Source organism: Streptomyces endocoffeicus (assembly GCF_016741935.1).
Lineage (GTDB): Bacteria > Actinomycetota > Actinomycetes > Streptomycetales > Streptomycetaceae > Streptomyces > Streptomyces endocoffeicus.
On sequence record NZ_JAERRG010000001.1, the window covers coordinates 1,384,974 to 1,407,316 of the forward strand.

The following is a 22,343-nucleotide window of genomic DNA, read 5'->3' on the forward strand; positions in this document are numbered from 1 at the left end:
ATCCGAGCCGGAGCACGGCTCGCCGAACTTCCTCAGGCAAAGGAGCGCCTTCGTGGAACTTGATGCACTCGACCGTGCGCTTCTGCGGGAGCTGCAGAACGATGCACGCCAGACCAATCGCGAGCTGGCCCTGCGGACGGGGGTCTCGCCGTCGACCTCGCTGGAGCGGGTCCGGGCGCTGCGGGAGCGCGGCATCATCAGCGGCTATCACGCCGCCGTCGACCTGGAGGCGGTCGGCCGCCCCGTGCAGGCGCTGATCTCGGTGCGGATCCGCCCGCCGTCCCGGCCGGTCATCGAGGGGTTCCGGGAATGGGCCGCCCAGCTGCCGGAGACCATCGGGCTGTTCGTCACTTCCGGCGCCCATGACTTCCTCATCCATGTGGCGGTGCCGGACACCAACGGGCTGTACGCGTTCGTCATCGACCGCCTCACCGAGCGCCGTGAGGTGGCGGATGTGCAGAGCACGATGGTCTACGAACACGCCCAGTCGCGCTGTATCGACCCCGCCCCCGCCGAGCGCCCCCCGCCCTCCCGCCGGAGGCGATAGCGCGGGGCGGGAGGGGCGGGGACGCCGAAGGGCGGGCGGCATCGCCGTTCGCGACACCGCCCGCCCCGGTTCATCGACGCCGCGTCAGGAGCCCGCCACCGCCGCCGTCTTCTCCTGCCGCGGCTCGGCCGTGGCGGGGGTGTCCCGCGTCCACAGCGGCCGCAGCCGGTAGGTCAGCAGATAGAGCACCGCCGAGGCGCCCGCCGCGACGAACATGCTCAGATCGCCCGCGTGCGGATACGCCGAGGCGAACGCCCCGGTGTAGAGATCGGACTGCCAGAACGGCACCGAGGCCAGCACCCCGCCGACCCAGGCGACGAAGCCCCAGGAGAGCACCCGCCCACGGTCGTACAGCTCGGCGATCCGGCGGGGGTCGGAGCGGCCGCCCAGGTGGTAGTCGAGCAGCAGCACGGTGGCGAACGGCGCGATGAAGTACGCGGTGAGGTTGAGGAACACCGAGAACTTGTCCTCGATCCCGGAGTGTCCCCACAGGCTGATCCCATACGCCAGCGCGCAGATGAGGGTGACGGCCTGGGTCCGGGTGACCGGCACCTTCAGCGTCTGGACGGAGATCGCGCCGCCGTAGACATTGAGGAAGTTCTGCGCGAGCGCGGACAGCCCGATGGCGATCAGCGCGGGGATGGCGAACGGCCCGGTCAGCTGGTGCAGGGCGGTGATGGAGTCGGTGCTGGTGGCGTTGGAGCCGAGGAGCACACCGAGGATGCCGAGCCAGCAGATGGTGACGAAGTTGCCGAGCCCGGTGTACCAGGCGGTGCGCTTCACCACGTTCGGCGAGTCGGGCAGATAGCGCGAGTAGTCCGAGGCGAACGGCGCCCAGGCGACGAGGAAGGAGAGGAACCAGCCGCCGAAGGTGATCCAGCCGCCGGTGGAGCCGACGTAGTCCGCCGCCTTCGGATCGGCGTCGAAGGTGCCCGCGCCGCGCACCAGGGCCACCACCGTGATCATCACGAACAGCGGGGTGAGGACGTAGGTCAGCACCCGCTGCAGGAAATTGATCATGTTGTAGCCGTAGATGGACACCACCAGCTCGACCAGGGTGAGCGCCAGTCCGCAGATCCAGAAGGGCAGATGGGTCAGCTCGGCGATGGCCTTGCCGCCGAGGATCACGGTGACGGCGGCCCAGCCGACCCCGGCGAACACATTGATGTACGCCACCGGCAGGAAGTTGCCGAAGAAGCCGAGCGGGCCCCGCGCCTGGATCTGCTGGGGCACCCCCAGCCGTACGCCCATCCGGGACATCACGGCCATCAGCAGCGAGCCGAGACCCGCGCCGGCCACGATGGCGGCGACGGCCGCGCCGAAGCTGAGGCCGAGCCCGACCGCGCTGAACCCGAGCAGGATGATGGGGAAGTTGAGACCGGCGGCGAACCAGACGAAGAACTGCGAACTGGGCTTGCCGTGCCGCTCGTTGTCGGGGATGTGGTCGACCCCGAAGGGCTCCACCTTGGTGACCGCGCTGCCGTACACCGGCGCCGTGTCGTCGTGGGTCATGGGTGTGCTCCTGGGACGGGAGGAGTGGGCGTCAGGGGGTGGCGGGGGGTCGGTGGCGCCGCGGATCGGGGTGGCGGTGTCTCACCACGGCAGCGGCGCGGTGTGGGAGATGTCGAAGAAGCCACCGCCGCTGTAGACCAGCGGGGCCAGTTCCGCATGGCGGGCGGACACCACCCGGCCGGTGAAGACGGTGTGGCTGCCGGCCTCCAGCCGCTCGCCGATCTCCACCTCGAGCTGGGCGCAGGACCGGTCGATCAGCGGGACGCCGAACTCACCGGGGGTCCAGGACAGCCCGGCGAACTTGTCGTCGGCCTTGGAGGCGAAGGTCTTGGCCACATCGAGCTGGCCGGCGGCGAGGATGTTGATCCCCAGATGGCTCGCCCGGTGCAGCGCGGGATGGGTCGTGGAGCTGCGCTGCACGCAGACCAGCACCATGGGTGGATCCAGTGAGATGCTGGCGAACGCGTTCACCGCGAGCCCCCGGGGCTTACCGTCGTCGTCGCAGGTCACGACGGTGACACCGGTGATGAACTTGCGGTGCACACCACGGACCACATCGGCGTCCACGGCCGCCTGCTGGGTGGTGGTGATGATCCCGAGCGCCTCCAGCAGCTGGCGCGGGTCCCAGGTCACCCACTCCTCGCTGACCACACCGTGGTCGAAGCGGGTGAAGGTGGCGCCGGAGACCTCGACCGGCCTGCCGGTGGCCGGGACCCCGAGGAAGTCGCCGGTGTGGCTGCCGGTGCTGCGCCAGCGGATGGCCAGCGATTCGCCGTCCTCGACGATCTCCTCGATCTCGGTGCGGAGATCGGGAAACGCCTGGCGGATGGCGCGGATGGACTCCTTGAACTGCTCTCGGTCCTGGGGGGCCGCGGCGGGCCCGCGGCGGCGTACATAGGCGGGGCCGAGCAGCTGGTCGAGCGCGTCGACCTCGCCCCGGTCCCAGACCGCCTGCCAGGTGGAGCGGATGCGGGCGGTGCGGTCAAGAGTGTGCGTCATGACGTCTTCCCTCAGTCAGCTCTTGTATGGCAGAGGACCGTAGAAAGGCCATCGACGGCTGTCAACACCTTGGGACAGATGAGCCGAGAAAGTTCCGAGCGCTTACTAAAAGCACAGGTCAAAGTTGTTTCTCTGACGTTGGCCCTTGACGGGCCCGATACGGACTCCTAGCCTCCCTGCCATGGCACAGCGTGAGCCGGAAGAACAGGACGGACGCTGCATGCGCTTTTCGATATTCCACAACCTCGGTGCCCCGGGCCGTCTCGGCGAGTACGCCGAAGTCATGAACGAAGCCCGGGAGTTCGCGGTCACCGCGGACCGGGCGGGCTTCTGGTCCACCTGGTACACCGAACACCACTTCGGGCACGAGGCGATCGAGATCACCCCGAACCCGGTGCTGATGGGGGCGGACATCGCCGCCCGCACCGAACACATCCGGATCGGCCAGGCGGCCTCGATCGCCACCTTCTGGCATCCGCTGCGGCTCGCTGAGGACATCGCGATGCTCGACCAGCTCTCGGGGGGCCGGGTCGAGGTCGGCCTCGGCCGGGGGCTGTACGGCCGCGAGGCGCTCAACCTCAACGCCCTGGCCGATCCGCGCGACCAGGAGCAGAACCGCGCCCTGTACGACGAGACCGTGGAGGTCCTGCGCAAGGCGTGGAGCGGCGAGTTCTTCTCGCACCAGGGCCGGTTCTACGAGTTCCCCGCCCCCGGGGTGAAGTGGAACCACCCCCTCTCCCCCGCCACCCCGGAGTACACCGACGCCGGTGTCATCACCAAGATGCAGGTCACGCCGTTTCCGCTGCAGCGGCCGCACCCTCCGCTGTGGCAGGTGATCGACAGCCCCCGCTCGATCAAGTCCGCCGCGGCCGACGGTGTCCAGGGGCTCTTCTGGCTGCCGCCGGTCTCCGCCCTCAAGGAGCGGTTCGAGCTCTACCGGGACACCGCGAGTCAGGCGTCCGGGCGTGAGTACGCGCTGGGCGAGGGCATCGGCCTGGTGCGCGATGTGTATGTCGCCGACACCATGGAGCAGGCCCGCGCCGAGTTCGAAGAGGCGCTGATGACCACCTACCGGTGGATCATGCACTGGCGGGGGCTGTCCAACCTCATGGAGGCGGGTGAGGAGCTCACCGACGCCCATGAGCTGTCCTTCGACTTCCTCCAGGGGCGCAATCTGCTGGTCGGCACCCCCGAGTACGTCTCGGAGAAGATCGCCGAGCTGCGCGACGAGGTGGGCCTGGAACATCTGCTGCTGTGGACCACCCACCCCGGTCTGCCGCACCGCAACGCGATGCGCAGCCTGGAGCTGTTCGCCGAGAAGGTCATGCCGCGGTTCACCACCGGTGGCGGTCATGGCTGAGGCACGGCTGCGCAAGGTCGTCACCGTCGCCGATGAGCTGCTGCTGGAGCTCGGCCGCCCGGTCGCGGCGCCGGTGCGCCGGGTGGCGGCGGCCGCGGTGATCAGCAACCCCTGGGCCGGCGGCGGCTTCGTCGCCGACCTGGGGCCCGAGGTCGAGCGGATCGCACCGGGGCTGGCCCGGCTGCTCACCGACCGGATCAGCGAGGCGCTGGGCGGGGTCGACCGGATCGAGTCCTTCGGCAAGGCCGCGATCGTGGGTCTGGACGGGGAGATCGAGCACGGCGGCGCGCTGATCCACACCCCGTTCTTCGGCAATGTCTTCCGCGAGCTGACCGAGGGCACCTCGATCATCGTCTTCAGCGACGACCGGCTGCCGGCCGGTGAGCCGCTGACCGTGCCGCTGTGGCACAAGACCGCGGCCGCGACCCGCTCGCACTATCAGACCTGCCAGATCCGTATCCCCGACGCGCCCCGCCCGGACGAGATCGTCGTCATCGCGGCCGGGGCGTCCGGCCCCCGCCCGAACGCCCGGATCGGGGACCGCGCCACCGACCCCCTCATCCGCCTCGCCGATCTGGACGACGACCTGGAGACCGTGACGTGAACATCCGCAAGATCATCACCTTCACCGAGGACATCCACAGCGAGGGCGGCCGCCCGGTGGACCCGCCCGCCCGTACGGCCGTGGTGCTCGCCGTCATCGAGAACCCCTGGGCCGGTCAGGGCTTCGTGGCGGATCTGCTGCCGGGGATCGACGAGGTGGCGCCGAAGCTGGGCGAGCTGCTGGCGCCCCGCGTGGTCGAGGCGCTGGGCGCACCGGTGGAGGCGTACGGGAAGGCCGCGATCGTGGGTCTCGACGGGGAGGTCGAGCACGGTTCCGCGCTGATCCACACCCTCAAGTTCGGTGACCACTTCCGCCGCGCGGCGAACGCCACCACCCTGCTCCCGGCCGTGGAGAAGCGGGCCGCCGCGGGCACGGTCTTCGACATCCCGCTCAAGCACATCACCGACGCCACCATCCGCTCGCACCACCAGAGCATCGAGATGCGGGTGGCGGACGGACCGCGCGCCGACGAGATCGTCGTCGGGCTCGCGGCGGCCGCCCAGGGCCGCCCCCAGGCCCGGCTGGCGCCGCTGTCGACGGAGCGGTGAGCGCACGGTGAGTGACATGGGCAGGTCCGGCGCGGACGCGCGGGCGCGCGTCCCGGCCTCCCGGGCCGGTGCCCCGGTGGCGCTCAGCCACGAGGCGCACGGCGACGGCCCGGAGCTGGTGCTGCTGCACGGCGTCGGCCTCGACCGCCGTATGTGGGACCGGTGCCTCCCGGCCCTCGCGGCCCGGCACCGGGTGACCCTGGTCGATCTGCGCGGCCACGGCGCCTCCCCGGCCGCGGCGGCCGGGGTGTCGCTCGCCGAGCTGGCCGCCGATGTCGGGGCGCTGCTGAGCGGCCCCACGCATGTGGTCGGCTTCTCGCTCGGTGCCCTGGTCGCCCAGCGGCTGGGTCTTGACCGGCCGGAGCTCACCGCCTCGCTCACCCTGGTCAGCTCGGTCGCGGGCCGGTCGGAGGAGGAGCGCGCGGCGGTGGCCCGCCGCCAGGAGCTGGCCGCCCAGGACTTCGGGGCATCCGCGTGGGCGGCGGTCGACCGCTGGTTCTCGCCCGCCTGGCGGGCCCAGGACCCCGAGCTGGCACGGCAGGTGCTCGATACGCTGCTGGCCAACGACCGGGCCTCCTACCTCGCGTGTTACCGGGTCTTCGCGACCGCCGACACCGCGCTGTGGCGGTGGCTGCCCCGGATCGCCGCGCCCACCGTGGCGGTGACCGGCGAGCGGGACCCCGGCTCGACCCCGGCCATGTCGCACCGGCTGGCCGAACGGATCCCCGGCGGCCGGGCGGTGATCGTGCCCGGCGCCCGCCATCTGCTGCCGCTGGAATGCCCCCAGGAACTCGCCGACGTGATCCTCACCCAGACCGGAACCCCCACCGGACAGGAGTCCCACCGCTCATGAACCCCCTGCCGCGCCATGACCACTACATCGCGGGCGAGTGGACCGCCCCCGCCGAAGGCGGCTACTTCGCGAGCGTCAACCCGGCCACCGCCGAGCCCTGGTACGAGGCGGCGCGCGGCACCGCCGCCGATGTGGACCGTGCGGTGGGCGCCGCCCGCGCCGCCTTCGAGGATCCGCGCTGGCGCGATCTGAGCCAGACCCGGCGCGGCCGGCTGCTGCGGAACCTGGGCGATCTGATCGGTGAGCACGCGGAGCGGCTGGCCCGCACCGAGACCCTCGACAACGGCAAGCTGCTGCGCGAGATGCGGGCCCAACTGGCCGGGCTGCCCGAGTACTTCCATTACTACGCGGGACTCGCCGACAAGATCCAGGGCGAGGTGATCCCGGGGGCGAGCCGCGAGCTGCTCAACTACACCCTGCGCGAACCGGTGGGCGTGGTCGGCGCCATCACCCCCTGGAACTCCCCGCTGCTGCTCACCACCACCAAGCTGGCCCCGGCCCTGGCCGCGGGGAACACGGTGGTGGTCAAGCCCTCGGAGCACACCTCGGCCTCGCTGCTGGCGCTCGCACCGCTCTTCGAGGAGGCGGGGTTCCCGCCGGGGGTGGTCAATGTGGTCACCGGGTACGGCCCGGAGGCGGGCGGGCCGCTGACCGAGCACGACGGCGTGTCCAAGGTGACCTTCACCGGCTCCAGCGGGACCGGCCGCCGGATCGCCCGCACCTGCGCCGACCGGCTGATCGGCTGCACCCTGGAGCTGGGCGGGAAGTCGCCCAACATCATCTTTCCGGACGCCGATCTGGGCTCGGCCGCCATGGGCGTGATCGCGGGCGTCTTCGCGGCCGCGGGCCAGACCTGTGTGGCGGGCAGCCGGGTGCTGGTGCACCGGGAGGTGTACGACGAGATCCTGGAGCGGGTGACGGCGCGGGCGGCCACGATCCGCATCGGCGATCCGCTGGCGGAGACCACCGAGCTCGGCCCGCTCGCCATCGCCGATCAGCTGGAGAAGGTCGAGTCGTACGTCGAGCTGGGGCAGGCCGAGGGCGGAAAGGTGGTCTGCGGCGGCAGGCGGCCGGAGACCGGTCTCGACGGGTACTTCTACTCCCCCACCGTCTTCACCGGCACCGACAACGGGATGCGGATCTGCCAGGAGGAGATCTTCGGGCCGGTCGCGACCGTCATGCCCTTCGGCTCCGAGGAGGAGGCCCTGGCGATCGCCAACGACTCCGCGTACGGCCTGGCGGCGGGCGTGTGGACCCGGGATGTGAACCGGGTGCACCGGATGGCCGCGCGGCTGGAGGCCGGGACGGTGTGGGCCAACACCTATCGCTCGATGTCGCCGATGTCGCCCCGGGCCGGGTTCAAGACCAGCGGGATGGGGACCGAGCACGGCACGGAGGTGATCCGGGAGTACACCCGGCTGAAGAGCGTCTGGATCAACACCAGCGAGGAGCCCGCCGGGGACCCCTTCATCCTGAGGTCCTGAAGTCCTGAGCTCCTGAGGCCTTGAGGCCCCGGCCCCTGGATCGAGGAAGGGTTGTTGTATGGCACAACACACCTGCGTTCCCACAGTTGACGGGAAGCAACGGCCACACCTAGGGTCCCGTGCCATGCAACGACCCACAGGGAAGCGGCTTCAGCAGACCAGCATGCAGGCGAGGGTCGCCGAAGAGCTGCGGCAGATGATCATCAGTGGTGAGCTGCCGCCCCGCTCCAGCCTCTCCGAGATGGCGCTGTCCGAGACCTTCGGCGTCAGCCGGACGCCCATCCGCGAGGCCCTCAAACAGCTCCAGATCGAGGGCTTGGTCGAGGTGCGGCCACGGGTCGGCACATTCGTCGCCGTACCGTCCCGGCGCGAGCTCACCGAGCTGTTCCAGATGAAGGAGCTGCTGGAGGGCGCCGCCGCCCGGCTGCTCGCCTTCCGCGGGAACGTACCGGAGGTGGAGCGGCTGGAGGCCAATATGAAGGCGGCCGACGCGGCCGTCCGGGACGGCGACGCCGAGCAGTACGCGGCGCTGGTCCACGAGTTCCACGATCTGATCGTGGTGGGCGCGGACAACAGCAAGCTGGAGGCGCACTACCGCACCCTGATGAACCAGCTGGCCTACGCCCGGCTGGTGCGCACCTCGCTGTCCCGGCCCGGCCGGCTGGACGAGTCCGACGACGAGCACCACCGCGTCCTCAATCTGATCCGGGCCAAGGACGGCGACGGCGCGGAGCGGGTGATGCGGGAGCATGTGCGGATGAGCCACCAGGCCCTGATGGCGGGCATGGACGAGCGCCGGGCCTGACGGCGCGGTGCACCGGCGAGGGCGCCTGCGGCGAGGTGGGTGCCGGAGCGCAGCCGTCCGGACACGATGAGCACACGCGGGTCCCGGCGCCCGGTGTACCGGGGGCCTGGACGGCGATCCTGTCGTACGTTGGCAGAAGACCCAGGTGGCGGCCCACGTCCCGCGCGGGGTCGTGGCCGGCATGGTCTTGAGGAAACCGGGCTCGGGGAGAACCGATCGCCGAAGGCCAGGACGAAGACCATGAACGATGTGCGCAGACGTACGGTGCTCGCCGCGGCCGGGGGGACGGCCATCGCGGGCAAGGCCGCGACCGCCCATGCCCAGGCCCCGCCCGCCCCCTCCGCCGGCCGGGCCCGGCCGGGGCGGGAGCCCGGTCCGTACGAGACCAGGATCCGGGCGCTGATGGCGCGGATGTCCGTCGACGAGAAGCTCGGCCAGCTCCAGCAGCTCGCCTGGACCGGCGCCACCGGGCCCGGTGGCGGGCAGACCGCCGCCGCGGAGAAGGCGGCCCGCAGGGGCAGGCTCGGCTCCGTGCTCAACATCTACGGGGCCCGCACCACCAACACGCTCCAGCGGATGGCCGTCGAAGAGTCCCGGCTGGGCATTCCGCTGATCTTCGGGCTCGATGTCATCCATGGCATGTGGACCACCTTTCCCATCCCCCTCGGCCAGGCCGCCGCCTTCGATCCCGCGGTGGCCGAGTGGGACGCGGAGGTGTCGGCGCGGGAGGCCCGCTCCAACGGGGTGCACTGGGCGTTCGCGCCGATGATGGACGTCACCCATGAGCCGCGCTGGGGACGGATCGCCGAGGGCGACGGCGAGGACCCGTATCTGGCGGCGCGGCTCGCGGCCGCCAAGACCCGCGCCTACCAGGGCGACGACCTGCGCTCCCGGCGCCATCTCGCGGCCTGCGCCAAGCACATGATCGCCTACGGGGGCGTCGAGGGCGGCCGCGACTACAACACGGTGGATGTCTCCGAGGCCCGGCTGCGCAACCTCTACCTCCCGCCGTTCCGGGCGGCCCTGGACGCCGGGGTGGCCACCGTCATGGCGAGCTTCAACACCGTCAGCGGGGTCCCCGCCCACGGCTACCGGCATGCGCTGACCGAGATCCTCAAGGAGGAGTGGGACTTCGGCGGCTTCGTCGTCAGCGACTACAACGGCGTTCAGGAAATGATCGTCCACGGCTATGCCGCCGACCGCTCCGACGCGGCCCGGCTGGCCTTCAACGCCGGGATCGACATGGAGATGGCCAGCACCACCATCAACGAGTACGGCAAGCGGCTGCTGCGCAGGGGTGAGATCACCACCGAGCGGCTGGACGACGCGGTGGCCCGCATCCTGCGGCTGAAGTTCCGGCTCGGGCTCTTCGAGCACCCCTACGCGGACGAGGACGCGGCGATCGCCGGGCCCACCAAGGCGTCCCGGGCGGCGGCCCGTGCGGCGGCCGGGCGTACCATGGTGCTGCTCAAGAACGAGAAGGCCACGCTCCCGCTGGACAGATCGGGCTCCATCGCCGTCGTCGGCCCCTTCGCCGACTCCACGGATCTGCGCGGCTCCTGGGCCGGCCCGTGGGCCGAGAAGTTCCGCCCGGTCACCGTGGTGGACGCGGTGAAGGACGCGGCGCCGAAGGCCCGGATCAGCCATGTCGAGGGCGTGGACGCGTCCGGCCGGAACACCCGGGGCATCGCACGGGCGGCCTCGGCGGCGCGGGCGACCGATGTGACCGTGGTGGTGGTCGGGGAGGCGGCGACGCTCAGCGGGGAGGCGTCCGTACGCAGCGACCTCGGCCTGCCCGGCCATCAGGAGCGGCTGATCTCCGCGATCGCGGACACCGGTGCGCCGTTCGTGGTGGTGCTGCTCAGCGGACGTCCGCTGACGATGGAGGGCTGGCTGGACCGCACACCCGCCGTGCTGCAGGCGTGGCATCCGGGGATCGAGGGCGGCAACGCCATCGCGGATGTGCTCTTCGGCACCGTGAACCCCGGTGGCAAGCTGCCCGTGACCTTTCCGCGCACGGTCGGGCAGATCCCCATCTACTACAACCACGAGAACACCGGACGCCCCTACGACCGGGCGAACCACTACACGTCCAAGTACCTCGACCTGGCCTACGGACCGCGGTTCCCCTTCGGCCACGGCCTCAGCTACACCACCTTCGACATCGGCGAACCCCGGCTCAGTGTCAGCCGCGTCCGGGCCGAGGCGCTACGCAAGGGCGACACCGTCGAGGTCGCGGTGGCGGTGCGCAACACCGGGCGCCGCAAGGGCGATGAGGTAGTGCAGCTGTACATCCGCGATCCGGTGGCGAGCATCGTGCAACCGGTGCGCAGGCTCAGCGGCTTCCGCCGGGTCAGCCTCGGCCCCGGGAAGGCCACCACGGTCCGGTTCCGGCTGACCGCCGAGGAACTGGGCTTCTGGACCCAGGATCCGCACGGCCGGTTCCTGCTCCAGAAGGGCGAGATCCGGGTCTTCGCGGGCAACAGCTCCCTGGCCAAGCGGGGCCGCACCCTCACCATCGTCTGAGCCCATCACCTGAGCCCGGATGCCCCCGCCCGTCAGCGACAGCACAGCGCGGCGGCCGAATTACTTGTAGGGTGCATGCTGACCCTACGCACCCGGAAGACGCCCTTGATGACCGCCGCGCCCTGGCCCTCGACCACCACGACGAGCGGACGAGACCCCGCGGCACTCCGCGCCGGCGGCTCCGGCCGCGGTGGGGTGGAGGCCCAGTGGGCGGTGTGATCACCGGCTTCGGTGTCATCGCGACCATCATCGTCACCGGCTATGTCATCGGGCGCCGCCGCTCCTTGGGCGCCCACGGCCGCGATGTGCTCACCAAGCTCTCCTTCGATGTGGCCTCCCCCGCGCTGCTGTTCACCACGCTCTCCAAGGCCGACCTCTCCGTCGTCGTCTCCACACCGCTGCTGGTGACGGCCCTGTCCACCTTCGTGGTCGCGGGCACGTTCGTGGCCGTCGGCGCCGTACGGGGGTGGAGCGTCGGCCGGACGACGATCGGCGCGCTGTGCGCGAGCTATGTGAACGCGGGCAACCTCGGCATCCCCATCGCGATGTACGTCCTGGGCGACGCGAGCCTGATCGCCCCGGTGCTGCTCTTCCAGCAGCTCGTCATGACCCCGATCGCCCTGACCGTCATCGACCTCTCCCGCCCCGATACGCGCCCCTCGCTGATCCGCAGGCTGACCAGCCCGTTCCGGAACCCCATCGTGATCGGCTCGCTGTCCGGTGTCCTGGTGTCCGCCACGGGCTGGCGGGTCCCCGGGCCCGTCGTGGAACCCCTCTCGCTGCTGGGCGGCATGGCCGTGCCCGCCGTACTGCTGGCCTTCGGGATCTCGCTGCCGGGCAGTCAGCTCCCCGGGCGCGGCGAGGAGCGCGGGCCCGTGCTGCTGTCGGTGGCGCTGAAGTCCTTCGCCCAGCCGGTGGTGGCGTGGGCCATCGCGGCGGGTGTGTTCCGGCTGAGCGGCCCGGCGCTGTTCGCCGCCGTCGTCACCTCCGCGCTACCGGCGGCTCAGAACCTGTTCACCTACGCCACCCGGTATCAGACCGCCACCGTCCTGGCCCGTGAGTCGATCCTGCTGTCCACCCTGCTCGCGCCGCCGGTGCTGATGACGGTGGCCGCGCTGCTGGGCTGAGCCCGGCCCCACGACGGACACCCGGACCGGGCGTTCGCACCGGTGTGCCACGTCGTCAACCGGTCCGGAAGAACTTTGTTTGCCCCTGGAGGCCCAGGGCAGGCGGATATTCGTGCTTCGGACCGTAGGCACGCACCGCGGGAGCAGTCTGCGACGCTCCATACCGCGGCGGCGCGCCGGTCCCCGCACGTCCCCGTGAACCTCCCGCGATGCACTCCCGGTCCCAGGTGACCCGTCAGCCCACCGCAGGAGGTGTGTTCCGTGACGACCGCGACGCAGCAGACGCAGCAGACGCAGCACATGACACCGCCCCAGACCGGCCCCACGAAGCACCCGCATGACGACGCGCCGGACACCGGCGCCGAGTTCGCGGAAATGGCCCGGCTCCCCGACGGGCCGGAGAAGGAGGCACTGCGCCGTCGGGTCGTGGAGATGTGGATGCCGATGGCCGAACGGCTGGCCCGGCAGTACCGCAACCGCGGCGAATCCCTGGAGGACCTCCAGCAGGTGGCCGCGCTCGGCCTGGTGAAGGCCGTCAAGCGGTACGACCCGGAACACGGCACCGCCTTCGCCGGGTTCGCGGTGCCCACGATCGTCGGCGAGATCAAGCGCCACTTCCGGGACCACCTGTGGGTGCTGCACGTCCCCCGCCGGGTCCAGGACCTGCGCAACCGGGTGCGGGCCGCCCACCACGAGCTGTCCCACGGGGCGGACGACCGGCCGCCGCGGGCCCAGGAGATCGCCGAGCGCACCGGGCTGACCGAGAAGGAGGTGCGCGCCGGCATGGAGGCCATGGGCAGCTTCACCCCGCTCTCCCTGGACGCCCAGCTGACCGGCGCCGACGACGGCTACTCGCTGGCGGACACGCTCGGCGCCCAGGAGCCCGCGTACGATCGGGTGGTGGACCGCGAGGCCGTGCGCCCCGGTCTCAGCCGGCTCCCGGACCGGGAGCGGCAGATCCTTTACATGCGTTTCTTCTGCGATATGACGCAGAGCCGGATCGCCGAGCACCTGGGCATCTCGCAGATGCACGTCTCACGGCTCATCAACCGCACCTGCTCCACCCTGCGCGCCCAGGCGCTAGCGGAGGCGAACTGAGCCGGTCGCCACATTGCGCCGCTGGAACGATGTGCATCGCCTTAGCGGGTGACCGTGGCGCCGTGGGGGGCTACGGCTCCCCCGGCGGGCTGCGAGGGTCGGGGCGGCGGGTGACTGACCGACGAAGGAGACCGAGCCAGTGAACAGCAATCCCGATCGTCCTCCTCCGGTACCCGTCCCGGAACTCCTCAAGGGGCAGAAGGCGCTGGTGACCGGGGCGAACTCGGGGATCGGAAAGGCCACCGCGATCGCGCTCGGCCGGTCCGGCGCCGATGTGGTGGTCAACTACGCCAGCGACCGGCCGGCCGCCGAGGCCGTCGTCGCCGAGATCCAGAGCCACGGTGTGCGGGCCTACGCCCATCAGGCCGATGTGTCCCAGGAGGACCAGGTCGTCGGCCTGGTGTCCACCGTGGTCGACCGCCTGGGCACCGTCGACATCCTCGTCGCCAACGCGGGGCTCCAGCGGGACGCGCCCACGACCGAGATGACGCTCGAGCAGTGGGAGAAGGTCATCTCCGTCAACCTCACCGGCCAGTTCCTGTGCGCCCGGGAGGCCATCAAGGAGTTCCTGCGGCGCGGTGTGGTCCCGGAGGTGTCGCGGGCGGCCGGGAAGGTCATCTGCATGAGCTCGGTGCACCAGACCATCCCCTGGGCCGGCCATGTGAACTACGCGTCGTCCAAGGGCGGCGTGGCGATGCTGACGCAGACCCTGGCCCAGGAGTTCGCACCCCACAAGATCCGGGTGAACGCGATCGCGCCGGGCGCCATCAAGACCCCGATCAACCGCGGCGCCTGGCAGACCCCCGAGGCGCGCGACTCCCTCCTGCGGCTCATCCCGTACGGCCGCGTCGGCGACCCCCTGGACATCGCCAACGCCGCCGTCGTCCTGGCCTCCGACCTGTGCGACTACGTGGTGGGCAGCACCCTCTACGTCGACGGTGGCATGACCCTCTTCCCGGGCTTCGCCACGGGCGGCTGAGCGGAGGCCGGGGCGCGGCGGGCGGAGTTCGGGAAGACTGGCGCACATGCCCGAGACCCCGGTTTCCCTCATCCACCCCGTGCCCTACTACGCCCAGTGGGAGTCGCCCGGCCTGGTGCCCGACATCATCGCGGGCACCCTGTCGGCGGCCGACGATCCGCTGTGGCAGAAGTCCGGGGCGGCGAACCCGGAGGAGTACGCGTTCTGGTCGTGGCGGCTGTGCGGGATGGCGTGTCTGCGTATGGCGCTGGACCACTGGCGCGGCACCGCGCCGCCCGCGGTGACACTCGCCGAGGAGTGTGTCGAGGCGGGTGCGTATGTGCGCCACCCGGACCGGGTGGACGGGCTGATCTACGCCCCGTTCGCCGCCTACGCCCGGCGGCGCTGGGAGCTGTTCGCCGAGTCCCGGCCCCAGCTTCCGGCCGAGGAGCTGCCGGGGCATCTGGCGGCCGGGCGGCTGGCGATGCTGTCCGTCCACCCCTCCCTGCGCACCCTGGACCCGCGGCCGCCGCACCGGGGCGGCCATCTGGTGCTGGCCGTCGGCGCCACCCCGGACCATCTCCTCGTGCACAACCCATCGGGCTTCCCGGCCGGGACCCAGCGCTTCGCCGAGGTCCCCTGGGGTGACCTCGGGCGGTTCTACGCGGGGCGCGGTGTCCTGCTCGGCTCGGGCGAGCCCCGGTCGTAGGGCCGGCGCCGCCCGGTCCGCCGCCACCCGGCCGTGTCACTCGTGCGCGCCGTTGCGGTTTCCGCGCGGCCGGGTACCCATGTGGTTCCCGTATGTCATCCACGCACCGTCCCAGGGAGCCGCAGTGAAGTTCGGCGTATCCACGTTCGTCACCGACCAGGGCATCCGGCCCGCTCCCTTGGGGCGGGCCCTGGAGGAGCGCGGTTTCGACGCGCTCTTCATCGCGGAGCACAGCCATATCCCGGTGGAGCGCCGTACTCCCTATCCGGGTGGCGGGGACCTGCCGGAGGTCTACTACCGCACCCTCGACCCGTTCGTGACGCTGGCCGCGGTCGCCACGGTCACCCGGCGTCTGCTGCTGGGGACCGGTATCGCCCTGGTGGTGCAGCGGGATCCGATCACCACCGCCAACGAAGTGGCCTCCCTCGACCTGATCTCGGACGGACGGGCCGTCTTCGGGGTCGGCGCGGGCTGGAACCGTGAGGAGATGGAGAACCACGGGACCGATCCGTCCACCCGGGGCCGGCTGATGGACGAGCGGCTGCGGGCCATCCGTGAACTGTGGACGAAGGAGAAGGCCGAGTTCCACGGGGAGTTCGTGAACTTCGACCCCGTCTTCCAGTGGCCCAAGCCGGTCCAGCGGCCGCATCCCCCGATCTATGTGGGCGGTGGCGGCGATGCCGCGTTCCGGCGGATCGCCGCCGTCGGCGACGCCTGGCTGGCCAACAGCGGATCCCCCGAGGAGCTGCGCCCGCAGATCGAGCGGCTGCGCGAGGTGGCCGGCCGCGAGGTGCCGGTGACGCTGTACGTGATGCCCGAGGACGCCGAGGTGGCCGAGGGGTATCAGCGCATCGGTGTGGAGCGGGCGCTGTTCTATCTGCCGACGATGCCGGAGGCGCAGACGATCGCACGGCTGGACTCGATGGCCCGGATCGCCGCCCGGTTCCAGTGAGGTGCCGGGGGTCGCGATGCCACAGCTGACGAGCGAGCGGGCGCGGGAGCGCTTCGCAGGGGCCAGGCTGGCCCGGCTGGCCACCGTCGGCGCCGAGGACCGCCCGCATCTGGTGCCGGTGGTCTTCGCGCTGACCGGCGACACGGTGGTGACGGCCGTCGATCACAAACCGAAGCGGACGACACGGCTCAAGCGCCTGGACAACATCCGCGCCCACCCCGCCGTATGCCTCCTGGTGGACGACTACGACGAGAACTGGGACCACCTGTGGTGGGCGCGCGCCGATGGCACGGCCCGCGTCCTGCCACCGGCCGGCGAGTCGCCGGTGTCCTCGGACTACGTCCGGCTGCTCGTGGACACCTACCCGGCCCAGTACCGGGACCGGCCGCCGCGCGGGCCGGTCGTCGAGATCACCATCGACCGGTGGAGCGGCTGGCGGGCCTGCTGAGCCCACCGCCCGTGGGCCGGTCAGCGCACGGACTCCGCCATCCTCGCGAACTCGCTGCCCAGCTGGGACATGGCATGGCCGTACTCCTCGGCGGAGACGGCCTCCCGGAGCGTGGCGAGGACCGCCCGGACACCCCGGTCGGCCTCCGGCTCGGACAGCCCGGTGCGCAGGTGCACCCTGCGGACCGACTCCTCGGGGTCGAAGATCTCCATCTCCTCCGGCCCGCGCCGAAGGGACTCCCGGAGGTGTCCGGGCAGCTCCTGGGCGAGGTCGCGGGCCTCGCCCGCGCTCAGGCGGGCCGCCAGGGTCTCGAGCGTGGCGCGGGTGACATCGGCCGCCTCCTGCCGTGACAGCTGGGTGCGGTCCGCCACCGTCTGGAAGAACTCCCGGTCGTCCATGCGGGCCTCCCTATGACGCGCACCAGGACACGGCCTCACCACCACCTTGCCATGCGGGTCCACCGCCCGCGAGGCGCTGGAACCGGCACGGAGGGACGATGGATCTGTGGGCTACGGCCATCGTGTCCCCCCGAGGAGGTGGACGACCATGACTTACCCCTCCGACAGTCCGCATGACGCCGGGCGGCCGAGCGAGGAACCCCACGGCCGGCCGGGAGAGCGGCCCTCCGATGCGGGCAATCCCTACGCCACGATGCAGAACATGCTGTCCAACACCACCTGGCAGGTCCTGGTGACCGCGGGTCTGGTGGCGATCGCGCTCGGTATCATGGTGCTGGCCTGGCCGGGTCCCTCCCTGGTGGTGATCGGCGTCCTGTTCGGCGCGTATCTGCTGATCAGCGGGATCTTCCAGCTGGCCGGGGCCTTCGGTTCGCATATTCCGAGGCAGCTGCGGGTGCTGAGTTTCGTCACCGGCGCGCTGAGTGTGCTGCTGGGACTGCTCTGCTTCCGGGGTCCGGCCCAGTCGATCCTGCTGCTCGCGCTGTGGATCGGCTTCGCCTGGCTGATCCGGGGCGTGATGCAGACCGCCATGGCGATCTCCGGTGAGGGCATGCCCGCCCGGGGCTGGCAGGTGTTCCTCGGTCTGCTCACCATCCTGGGCGGGATCATCCTGATCGTGGCGCCCTTCGGCTCGCTCACGGCGCTCACCGTGGTGGCCGGAATCTGGCTGCTCGCGCTGGGCATCATCGAGATCATGCACGGCATCCAGCTGCGCGCCAGTCTCGGCGGACCCGGCGCCCCGCGCGCCGAGCACCGGCGGACACACTTCCCCCGCTTCCGCTCGCAACCGCATCCCCAGGCGTAGTCCGGCCGCCGCGACGGCCGTGGGTGGCCGCCGCGGCGGACCGCGGACGATCAGGTCAGGGGCTCCGGCTCGGGACGGGGTGGCGGCGTGGGGTGTGTCAGCGGGTCTGCACCCACCACGCCATCAGACCGATGGCCGCGGTGCCGCACGCGTACGAGGCACCCCGGACGAAGTTGGCGGCGGCGAGTCGGCCGTATCGACGCCATCTGCTGCTGGAACGGCTGGGTACCGGCGGGCGAACCTCCATGGTGTGCATATGGAGCCCCTTTCGTGAGCGTACGGACAGTGACTGTCCGACACGAGGGAACGACGCGCTGGAGAAAGCATACAAAAGTGTGAACTTGCTCCATGCATCGGACTCGCCGAGAAAATTCCTTTCGACACGATTTCAGGACATGGGCGGTCAGCGGGCCTTGGTGGCCGCGGGGACGGTGCGGGTGGCGGTGTTCCAGCCCGAGATCCGCACCGAGGGAGCAGAACCGCCCAGGTCCGCGGTGCGATAGGTGGCGGTGAGCGTCACCGACTCACCCGGCCACAGGCTCACCTCGTTGTCCGACCAGCGAACGGGCAGGGCCGGCTTGCCCGCGCCGTTCACCAGATGGGCGTCCACGAGCAGTGCCGGTGTGCTCCCGCTCCCGGTGTTGCGCAGGGTGACGGTCGTGGTGGCGGTGGAGTCCGGCCCGCCGGTCGTGGTGGCGGTGGCGGACACCGGCGCCTCGGCCATGTCGTCGAGGCCGGTCAGATCCGCGTACGAGGTGGTGGGGGTGTAGTACCAGTCGGTGTTGTCCCAGTCGAGCACGTCCATCTCGGTGGAGAGCCAGTACACATTGCGGCTGACCTCCTTGCCCGCGCCATCGGTGAGCTGGAGCTTGACCAGATAGGCGCCGGACAGCCCGCTCACATCGGCCGGGACGGTGAGCGCGGTGGCCTTGCCACCGTCGCCCGGCACCCGGAGGCCGGTGGCGCTTCTGTCGAACTTCCGGGTGCCGTCGGGGGTGTAGAGGCTGACCCGGGCGGTGAGACCGGTGGCGGCGGTGTGCTCACTGTTGACCACGACCACCGAGCGGGAGTCGTAGGAGTACTGGATGTGCAGCGGCTCATTGGCCTTCTTGGCCCCGTAGTAGGCCCCGCCCTGGTCCAGATACCGGTCGAAGAGCTGCCAGTGGAGCGAGGTCCAGCCGCTGTTGAGCATCCAGTGGACGACACCGGTGGCGGGCCGGGAGGTGTCGGAGAAGTTGCGCGCGTACGCCTCGAACTGGGCGCGCACCGCCTCGTACCGCGCCAGCCCCGCCTTGCGTACGTAGTCCGTCAGCCCGGTCGGCTTTCCGTAGCGGCCGATCAGCGCGTTGTCGAACAGCTTGAGGTCGCCGAAGGTGGCGGACGGGGACCGGTGGTACTGCTTGGCCGACGGATCCCGCCACAGGGTCTCCAGTTCGCCCGGGGACATCATGCGGCGGAGCGTGTCCAGGGTGGGGATGTCGGGTCCGGCGCTGGTCTCGGAGTTGAAGCCGGTGGCACCGCCCTCCCGCTTGGCGTACCAGTAGTCCGGCGGCACCCAGTCGTAGGGGCCGGTCATCTTCATGCCGGACTTCCCCAGCTTCGGGGAGGACTTGGCGGAGGCGGCGGCGATCACGGGGTTCGGCCAGTCGGCGGCCTCGAGGGCGTCGAGGTAGTTCTTCTCGATGGTGGCGTCGGGGGCGAAGTCGCTGCCGATGAGGAAGGAGATGACGCTGGGGTGGTCGCGCAGCCGCGCGGCCTCGGCGGCCATCGAGTCCTTGGCGACCGGGTAGTCGGCGGGGGTCCACTTCTCTCCCGTCTCATCGCCGTTGACCTGGCCCTCCCACTTGTCGCAGCACTCCCAGCCGGGGAGGGTCAGGACGCCGTAGCGGTCGGCGAGGTCGAAGAACTCGTCCGGCTCGATATGGCCTTCGAGGCGGACGGTGTTCAGCCCCAGGTCGAGGGTGTACTTCAGCCGGTCCTCCACCGAGCGGGCGTCCCAGCGCAGAAACACATCGGGGGACCAGCCGCCCGCCTTGATCAGCAGCGGGCGCCCGTTGATCCGGTACTGGCGGGCACCGTCGGCGTTCAGTGGCGCCTTGACGTCGCGGATGCCGAAGCTGTGGTGGGCGGTGTCGGAGGGAGAGCCCGAGACGGTGGCGGTGAGGTCGAGGTCGTACAGCGGCTGGTCGCCCATCCCGGCGGGCCACCACACCTTGGGCCGGTCCAGGCGCAGCTGGGGGAAGTCGGCGGGGGCGAAGGTGACGGCCTTGGTCTCGTGCGGGGCGAGCGAAACCGTGCGGCTGACGGCCGCGGGGCCGGCCGTGCCGGAGACCGTGGCGGTGACCGGTGAGGCGGAGTCGTTGCGGACCCGCGCCTTGACGGTGAGTTCGGCGGAGGCGAGCGATTCGGTGTCCAGCCGGGTCGTCACATGCGCGTCGCGCAGGGCCACCGGGCCGCCGCGGCGCACCAGCACATCGCGGACGATGCCCATGTTCTCGTCGGGCGGGGGCTGCAGCCAGTCGATCCAGCCCATCGTGAGGTTCTTGCGCGGATCGTTGGGCTGGACACGGAACGCCACCGTATTGGTCCCCGCCCCGACCAGGTCGGTGACGTCCAGCTCATGCTGGGTGTACGCACCGGCGATCCGGTCCTTGGTGGCCACCTGGACGCCGTTGACGTACACATCGGCGGCGGACACCACACCGCTGACGTCCAGATAGGTGCGGCGGGAGGTGTCGGCCACGGTGAAGTCGCCGCGGTACCACCAGGGGACGGTGAAGTCGGCCGCGGGGATCTTCTTGAGGTTGGTCGAGTAGAACGGATCCGGGTACGTGTCGGCCGCGAGCAGCCCGGCGAGCACCGTCGACCGGGGCCCCGCCGGGTGCCAGCCGGACGCGGGGTAGCCGGGGGTGGAGATGGCCGCGGGGGTGTCGGACACCTTGGCCGAGGACTGCGTGGCGAAGCCCGCGAGCGGGGTCGCGGTGCCGGGGGCCGCGCCCACCCGGGTCACCGGGGTCGGGCCGCCCGCCGCCGGTCCGCCGCGCGGGGGCGCGGCGCCCGTGGTGAGGGAGACGGTGAGGAGCAGGCCGCCGACGGCGAGCGAGGCGGTCAGGGCGCGTCGGACGCGGGCTCGCGCCCGCCGCCGGAGTGGTGCCGGACGGAGGACCACGGATGTCTCCCTGGGGGCAGGCAGGGCATTGGTTAAGTAGGTTTCCTAACAACCAACGGACGGTAGAGAGCTGAGCGAGCCATGTCAACCAGCCCCGCCCGGAAATGGCCCTTCCGGGTGCACCGTGCGCATACGGGAGGGCCGGGCGCGGAGCGCTGACGCTCCGTGCCCGGCCCCGCGCCTCGTTCAGGCGTGCCAGCGCAGCACCGCGCCCAGGCCCCCGGCCGGTCCCTGGATTCCCTCGGGCACCACCAGCACCTCGGTGTCGGCCATGGTCGCGGACCGCATCAACGCATCGTCCGCGCGGGCGGGCTCGGGTGTTCTGACGCCCATGGCGCGTGCCTGGGAGCGCTGCACGGCCACCTGATCGGCGTCCGGCCCGATCCACACCTCATGGCGCATATCGCCGCCCGTGTGCCCCAGCAGCAGCGTGGCCGCCTGGTGGCGGCGCATGGCCTCCACCACCGCCGGTACGCCCTCCGCCGCCCCACTGCTCGACGGCCCGGTGCCGTCGTGTCCGCCCAGGGCCGGTCCGCCGGGGCGGCCCCGCCCGGCGCGGAAGAGATCGAGAACCGTCTCCAGATGGGCGCGGGCGTACTCCGCCCGGGCGTGGTCGATCTCCACGTTCAGCTGCTCGGAGCAGCCGGCGGCCCTGCTGCCGTGGCGGGTCTCCTCCGTCTTGGCCCGCAGCGGCTCGGGCAGCCGGTCGCGTACGGCCCGTCGCTCGCGCGGATCACCGGCCAGGATCAGCAGATCGGCGTCGCTGTCCGTCCACTGCCGTATCAGCTCGTCGGCCACCCGGTCGGCGGTCTGCTCCCAGGTGTTCCCGACCCGGTTGCGGTAGTGCCACTCGAAGCGGTCGGCGGGCACCGACCGATGGCCCCGGCCATGCGCTCTGCGGCCCCCGGCGCGCCCCGCCGGGCGGGCACCGGTGTCGTCCCGCAGCTCCAGATCGGCCCCCGCCTGGTCGACGAAGGCCACCAGACAGGCCGGCCACTCACCGCGGAACGCGGCCAGCGGCGCCACTCGCGGCAGCATCGACCAGGACGTCATCACGTCGATCGGGGACGTGGCCAGCGGCAGGTCGAGCACCACCTCGCCGCCCGCCGCGAACAGCGCCCGCCCCGCGGACGCCCTGGCCCCTTGCTCACCGGCCAGCCGCTCGATCACCGCGTCACAGGTGGCGCGGTCGGCGCCCTGGCCGGCCAGCTGATCCGCCACGAACCGCTCCCGCAGTCGGCGCCGCCGGGGCGCGTCCTCCGTACTGCGGGAAGTGTCCATGTACACGCCCGCCCATGGACCGGGGCGGTCGAACAACGGCTTCAGGAATCCAACGTCCATGACCTCCCCCAAACCCGGGGAAACACACGGCAGAAACCGG

21 protein-coding genes are annotated in these 22,343 nt (G+C 71.3%); 15 read left to right on the forward strand and 6 right to left on the reverse strand.

The genetic code is table 11. The features are described 5' to 3' along the window. Nucleotides 1-52 precede the first annotated feature (52 nt). Entirely contained in the window at nucleotides 53-547 is a 495-nt protein-coding gene (locus JK364_RS05165) for an Lrp/AsnC family transcriptional regulator (protein WP_201847894.1), read from the forward strand. 84 nt (nucleotides 548-631) lie between these two features. Here the strand turns inward: JK364_RS05165 and JK364_RS05170 are convergent, their stop codons facing one another. Both JK364_RS05170 and JK364_RS05175 read right to left on the reverse strand, forming a co-directional pair. Next, nucleotides 632-2,059, reverse strand: a complete 1,428-nt coding sequence (locus JK364_RS05170; RefSeq protein ID WP_201847896.1) for a purine-cytosine permease family protein — start codon at nucleotides 2,057-2,059, stop codon at nucleotides 632-634. An 81-nt stretch (nucleotides 2,060-2,140) separates the two neighbouring features. Next, the gene (locus JK364_RS05175; protein ID WP_201847898.1) at nucleotides 2,141-3,058 is read right to left on the reverse strand and encodes a flavin reductase; all 918 of its coding nucleotides are present in this window, start codon (nucleotides 3,056-3,058) and stop codon (nucleotides 2,141-2,143) included. A gap of 220 nt (nucleotides 3,059-3,278) precedes the next feature. Here JK364_RS05175 and JK364_RS05180 point away from each other — a divergent pair, with 220 nt between their 5' ends. The 13 genes from JK364_RS05180 to JK364_RS05240 all read left to right on the forward strand — a co-directional run bounded on the left by JK364_RS05180 (nucleotide 3,279) and on the right by JK364_RS05240 (nucleotide 16,530). Continuing rightward, complete coding sequence (locus JK364_RS05180) at nucleotides 3,279-4,418, forward strand: LLM class flavin-dependent oxidoreductase (RefSeq protein WP_201847900.1); 1,140 nt, start codon at nucleotides 3,279-3,281, stop codon at nucleotides 4,416-4,418. Then, entirely contained in the window at nucleotides 4,411-5,022 is a 612-nt protein-coding gene (locus JK364_RS05185) for an amino acid synthesis family protein (RefSeq protein ID WP_037950550.1), read from the forward strand. Before JK364_RS05180 ends, JK364_RS05185 begins: the two co-directional genes overlap by 8 nt. Then, nucleotides 5,019-5,570 (forward strand): amino acid synthesis family protein, encoded by a 552-nt coding sequence (locus JK364_RS05190; protein WP_201847902.1) that lies wholly within the window; start codon nucleotides 5,019-5,021, stop codon nucleotides 5,568-5,570. The genes JK364_RS05185 and JK364_RS05190 overlap by 4 nt, the downstream gene beginning before the upstream one ends. 16 nt (nucleotides 5,571-5,586) lie before the next feature. Continuing rightward, the gene (locus JK364_RS05195) at nucleotides 5,587-6,423 is read left to right on the forward strand and encodes an alpha/beta fold hydrolase (RefSeq protein ID WP_201847904.1); all 837 of its coding nucleotides are present in this window, start codon (nucleotides 5,587-5,589) and stop codon (nucleotides 6,421-6,423) included. Further along, nucleotides 6,420-7,907, forward strand: coding sequence for an aldehyde dehydrogenase (locus JK364_RS05200; RefSeq protein WP_201847906.1), 1,488 nt, complete (start codon nucleotides 6,420-6,422; stop codon nucleotides 7,905-7,907). The genes JK364_RS05195 and JK364_RS05200 overlap by 4 nt, the downstream gene beginning before the upstream one ends. A 124-nt stretch (nucleotides 7,908-8,031) precedes the next feature. Continuing rightward, nucleotides 8,032-8,712, forward strand: a complete 681-nt coding sequence (locus JK364_RS05205) for a GntR family transcriptional regulator (RefSeq protein WP_044567843.1) — start codon at nucleotides 8,032-8,034, stop codon at nucleotides 8,710-8,712. Nucleotides 8,713-8,952: 240 nt separating this feature from the next. Continuing rightward, nucleotides 8,953-11,238 (forward strand): beta-glucosidase BglX, encoded by a 2,286-nt coding sequence (bglX, locus tag JK364_RS05210; protein ID WP_201847908.1) that lies wholly within the window; start codon nucleotides 8,953-8,955, stop codon nucleotides 11,236-11,238. A 206-nt stretch (nucleotides 11,239-11,444) separates the two neighbouring features. Beyond that, entirely contained in the window at nucleotides 11,445-12,365 is a 921-nt protein-coding gene (locus tag JK364_RS05215; RefSeq protein ID WP_201847909.1) for an AEC family transporter, read from the forward strand. Nucleotides 12,366-12,665: 300 nt separating this feature from the next. Further along, nucleotides 12,666-13,463: a SigB/SigF/SigG family RNA polymerase sigma factor gene (locus tag JK364_RS05220; RefSeq protein WP_201848922.1), complete on the forward strand. Its 798-nt coding sequence runs from the start codon at nucleotides 12,666-12,668 to the stop codon at nucleotides 13,461-13,463. A gap of 139 nt (nucleotides 13,464-13,602) precedes the next feature. Next, on the forward strand, nucleotides 13,603-14,442 hold the full coding sequence (locus JK364_RS05225) for an SDR family oxidoreductase (RefSeq protein WP_201847911.1): 840 nt from the start codon (nucleotides 13,603-13,605) through the stop codon (nucleotides 14,440-14,442). Between the two features lie 46 nt (nucleotides 14,443-14,488). Beyond that, complete coding sequence (locus JK364_RS05230; protein WP_201847913.1) at nucleotides 14,489-15,130, forward strand: cysteine peptidase family C39 domain-containing protein; 642 nt, start codon at nucleotides 14,489-14,491, stop codon at nucleotides 15,128-15,130. Between the two features lie 124 nt (nucleotides 15,131-15,254). Continuing rightward, complete coding sequence (locus JK364_RS05235) at nucleotides 15,255-16,082, forward strand: LLM class F420-dependent oxidoreductase (protein ID WP_201847915.1); 828 nt, start codon at nucleotides 15,255-15,257, stop codon at nucleotides 16,080-16,082. Nucleotides 16,083-16,098: 16 nt separating this feature from the next. Next, nucleotides 16,099-16,530 (forward strand): TIGR03668 family PPOX class F420-dependent oxidoreductase, encoded by a 432-nt coding sequence (locus JK364_RS05240; protein ID WP_201847917.1) that lies wholly within the window; start codon nucleotides 16,099-16,101, stop codon nucleotides 16,528-16,530. A gap of 20 nt (nucleotides 16,531-16,550) precedes the next feature. On the opposite strand, the gene JK364_RS05245 is transcribed toward JK364_RS05240, so the two are convergent. After that, a complete protein-coding gene (locus tag JK364_RS05245; RefSeq protein ID WP_201847918.1) occupies nucleotides 16,551-16,928 on the reverse strand; it encodes a DUF2267 domain-containing protein in 378 nt (125 codons plus the stop codon). A 148-nt stretch (nucleotides 16,929-17,076) separates the two neighbouring features. On the opposite strand from JK364_RS05245, the gene JK364_RS05250 reads away from it, so the two are divergent. Then, entirely contained in the window at nucleotides 17,077-17,793 is a 717-nt protein-coding gene (locus tag JK364_RS05250) for an HdeD family acid-resistance protein (protein ID WP_201847921.1), read from the forward strand. A gap of 97 nt (nucleotides 17,794-17,890) precedes the next feature. Here the strand turns inward: JK364_RS05250 and JK364_RS05255 are convergent, their stop codons facing one another. The 3 genes from JK364_RS05255 to JK364_RS05265 all read right to left on the reverse strand — a co-directional run bounded on the left by JK364_RS05255 (nucleotide 17,891) and on the right by JK364_RS05265 (nucleotide 22,303). Next, nucleotides 17,891-18,049, reverse strand: a complete 159-nt coding sequence (locus JK364_RS05255; RefSeq protein ID WP_164502469.1) for a hypothetical protein — start codon at nucleotides 18,047-18,049, stop codon at nucleotides 17,891-17,893. A 147-nt stretch (nucleotides 18,050-18,196) separates the two neighbouring features. Further along, nucleotides 18,197-20,962, reverse strand: a complete 2,766-nt coding sequence (locus tag JK364_RS05260; RefSeq protein WP_201847922.1) for a glycoside hydrolase family 2 protein — start codon at nucleotides 20,960-20,962, stop codon at nucleotides 18,197-18,199. Nucleotides 20,963-21,148: 186 nt separating this feature from the next. Further along, entirely contained in the window at nucleotides 21,149-22,303 is a 1,155-nt protein-coding gene (locus JK364_RS05265; protein ID WP_201847924.1) for a baeRF2 domain-containing protein, read from the reverse strand. Nucleotides 22,304-22,343 lie beyond the last annotated feature (40 nt).

Bases quoted from the DNA above. Each gene is read 5' to 3' on its own strand.
- JK364_RS05170 (WP_201847896.1), bottom strand. From the start codon at position 2,059: ATGACCCACGACGACACGGCGCCGGTGTACGGCAGCGCGGTCACCAAG.
- JK364_RS05175 (WP_201847898.1), bottom strand. From the start codon at position 3,058: ATGACGCACACTCTTGACCGCACCGCCCGCATCCGCTCCACCTGGCAG.
- JK364_RS05180 (WP_201847900.1), top strand. From the start codon at position 3,279: ATGCGCTTTTCGATATTCCACAACCTCGGTGCCCCGGGCCGTCTCGGC.
- JK364_RS05185 (WP_037950550.1), top strand. From the start codon at position 4,411: ATGGCTGAGGCACGGCTGCGCAAGGTCGTCACCGTCGCCGATGAGCTG.
- JK364_RS05195 (WP_201847904.1), top strand. From the start codon at position 5,587: ATGGGCAGGTCCGGCGCGGACGCGCGGGCGCGCGTCCCGGCCTCCCGG.
- JK364_RS05200 (WP_201847906.1), top strand. From the start codon at position 6,420: ATGAACCCCCTGCCGCGCCATGACCACTACATCGCGGGCGAGTGGACC.
- JK364_RS05205 (WP_044567843.1), top strand. From the start codon at position 8,032: ATGCAACGACCCACAGGGAAGCGGCTTCAGCAGACCAGCATGCAGGCG.
- bglX (WP_201847908.1), top strand. From the start codon at position 8,953: ATGAACGATGTGCGCAGACGTACGGTGCTCGCCGCGGCCGGGGGGACG.
- JK364_RS05220 (WP_201848922.1), top strand. From the start codon at position 12,666: ATGACACCGCCCCAGACCGGCCCCACGAAGCACCCGCATGACGACGCG.
- JK364_RS05230 (WP_201847913.1), top strand. From the start codon at position 14,489: ATGCCCGAGACCCCGGTTTCCCTCATCCACCCCGTGCCCTACTACGCC.
- JK364_RS05240 (WP_201847917.1), top strand. From the start codon at position 16,099: ATGCCACAGCTGACGAGCGAGCGGGCGCGGGAGCGCTTCGCAGGGGCC.
- JK364_RS05245 (WP_201847918.1), bottom strand. From the start codon at position 16,928: ATGGACGACCGGGAGTTCTTCCAGACGGTGGCGGACCGCACCCAGCTG.
- JK364_RS05250 (WP_201847921.1), top strand. From the start codon at position 17,077: ATGACTTACCCCTCCGACAGTCCGCATGACGCCGGGCGGCCGAGCGAG.
- JK364_RS05255 (WP_164502469.1), bottom strand. From the start codon at position 18,049: ATGCACACCATGGAGGTTCGCCCGCCGGTACCCAGCCGTTCCAGCAGC.
- JK364_RS05265 (WP_201847924.1), bottom strand. From the start codon at position 22,303: ATGGACGTTGGATTCCTGAAGCCGTTGTTCGACCGCCCCGGTCCATGG.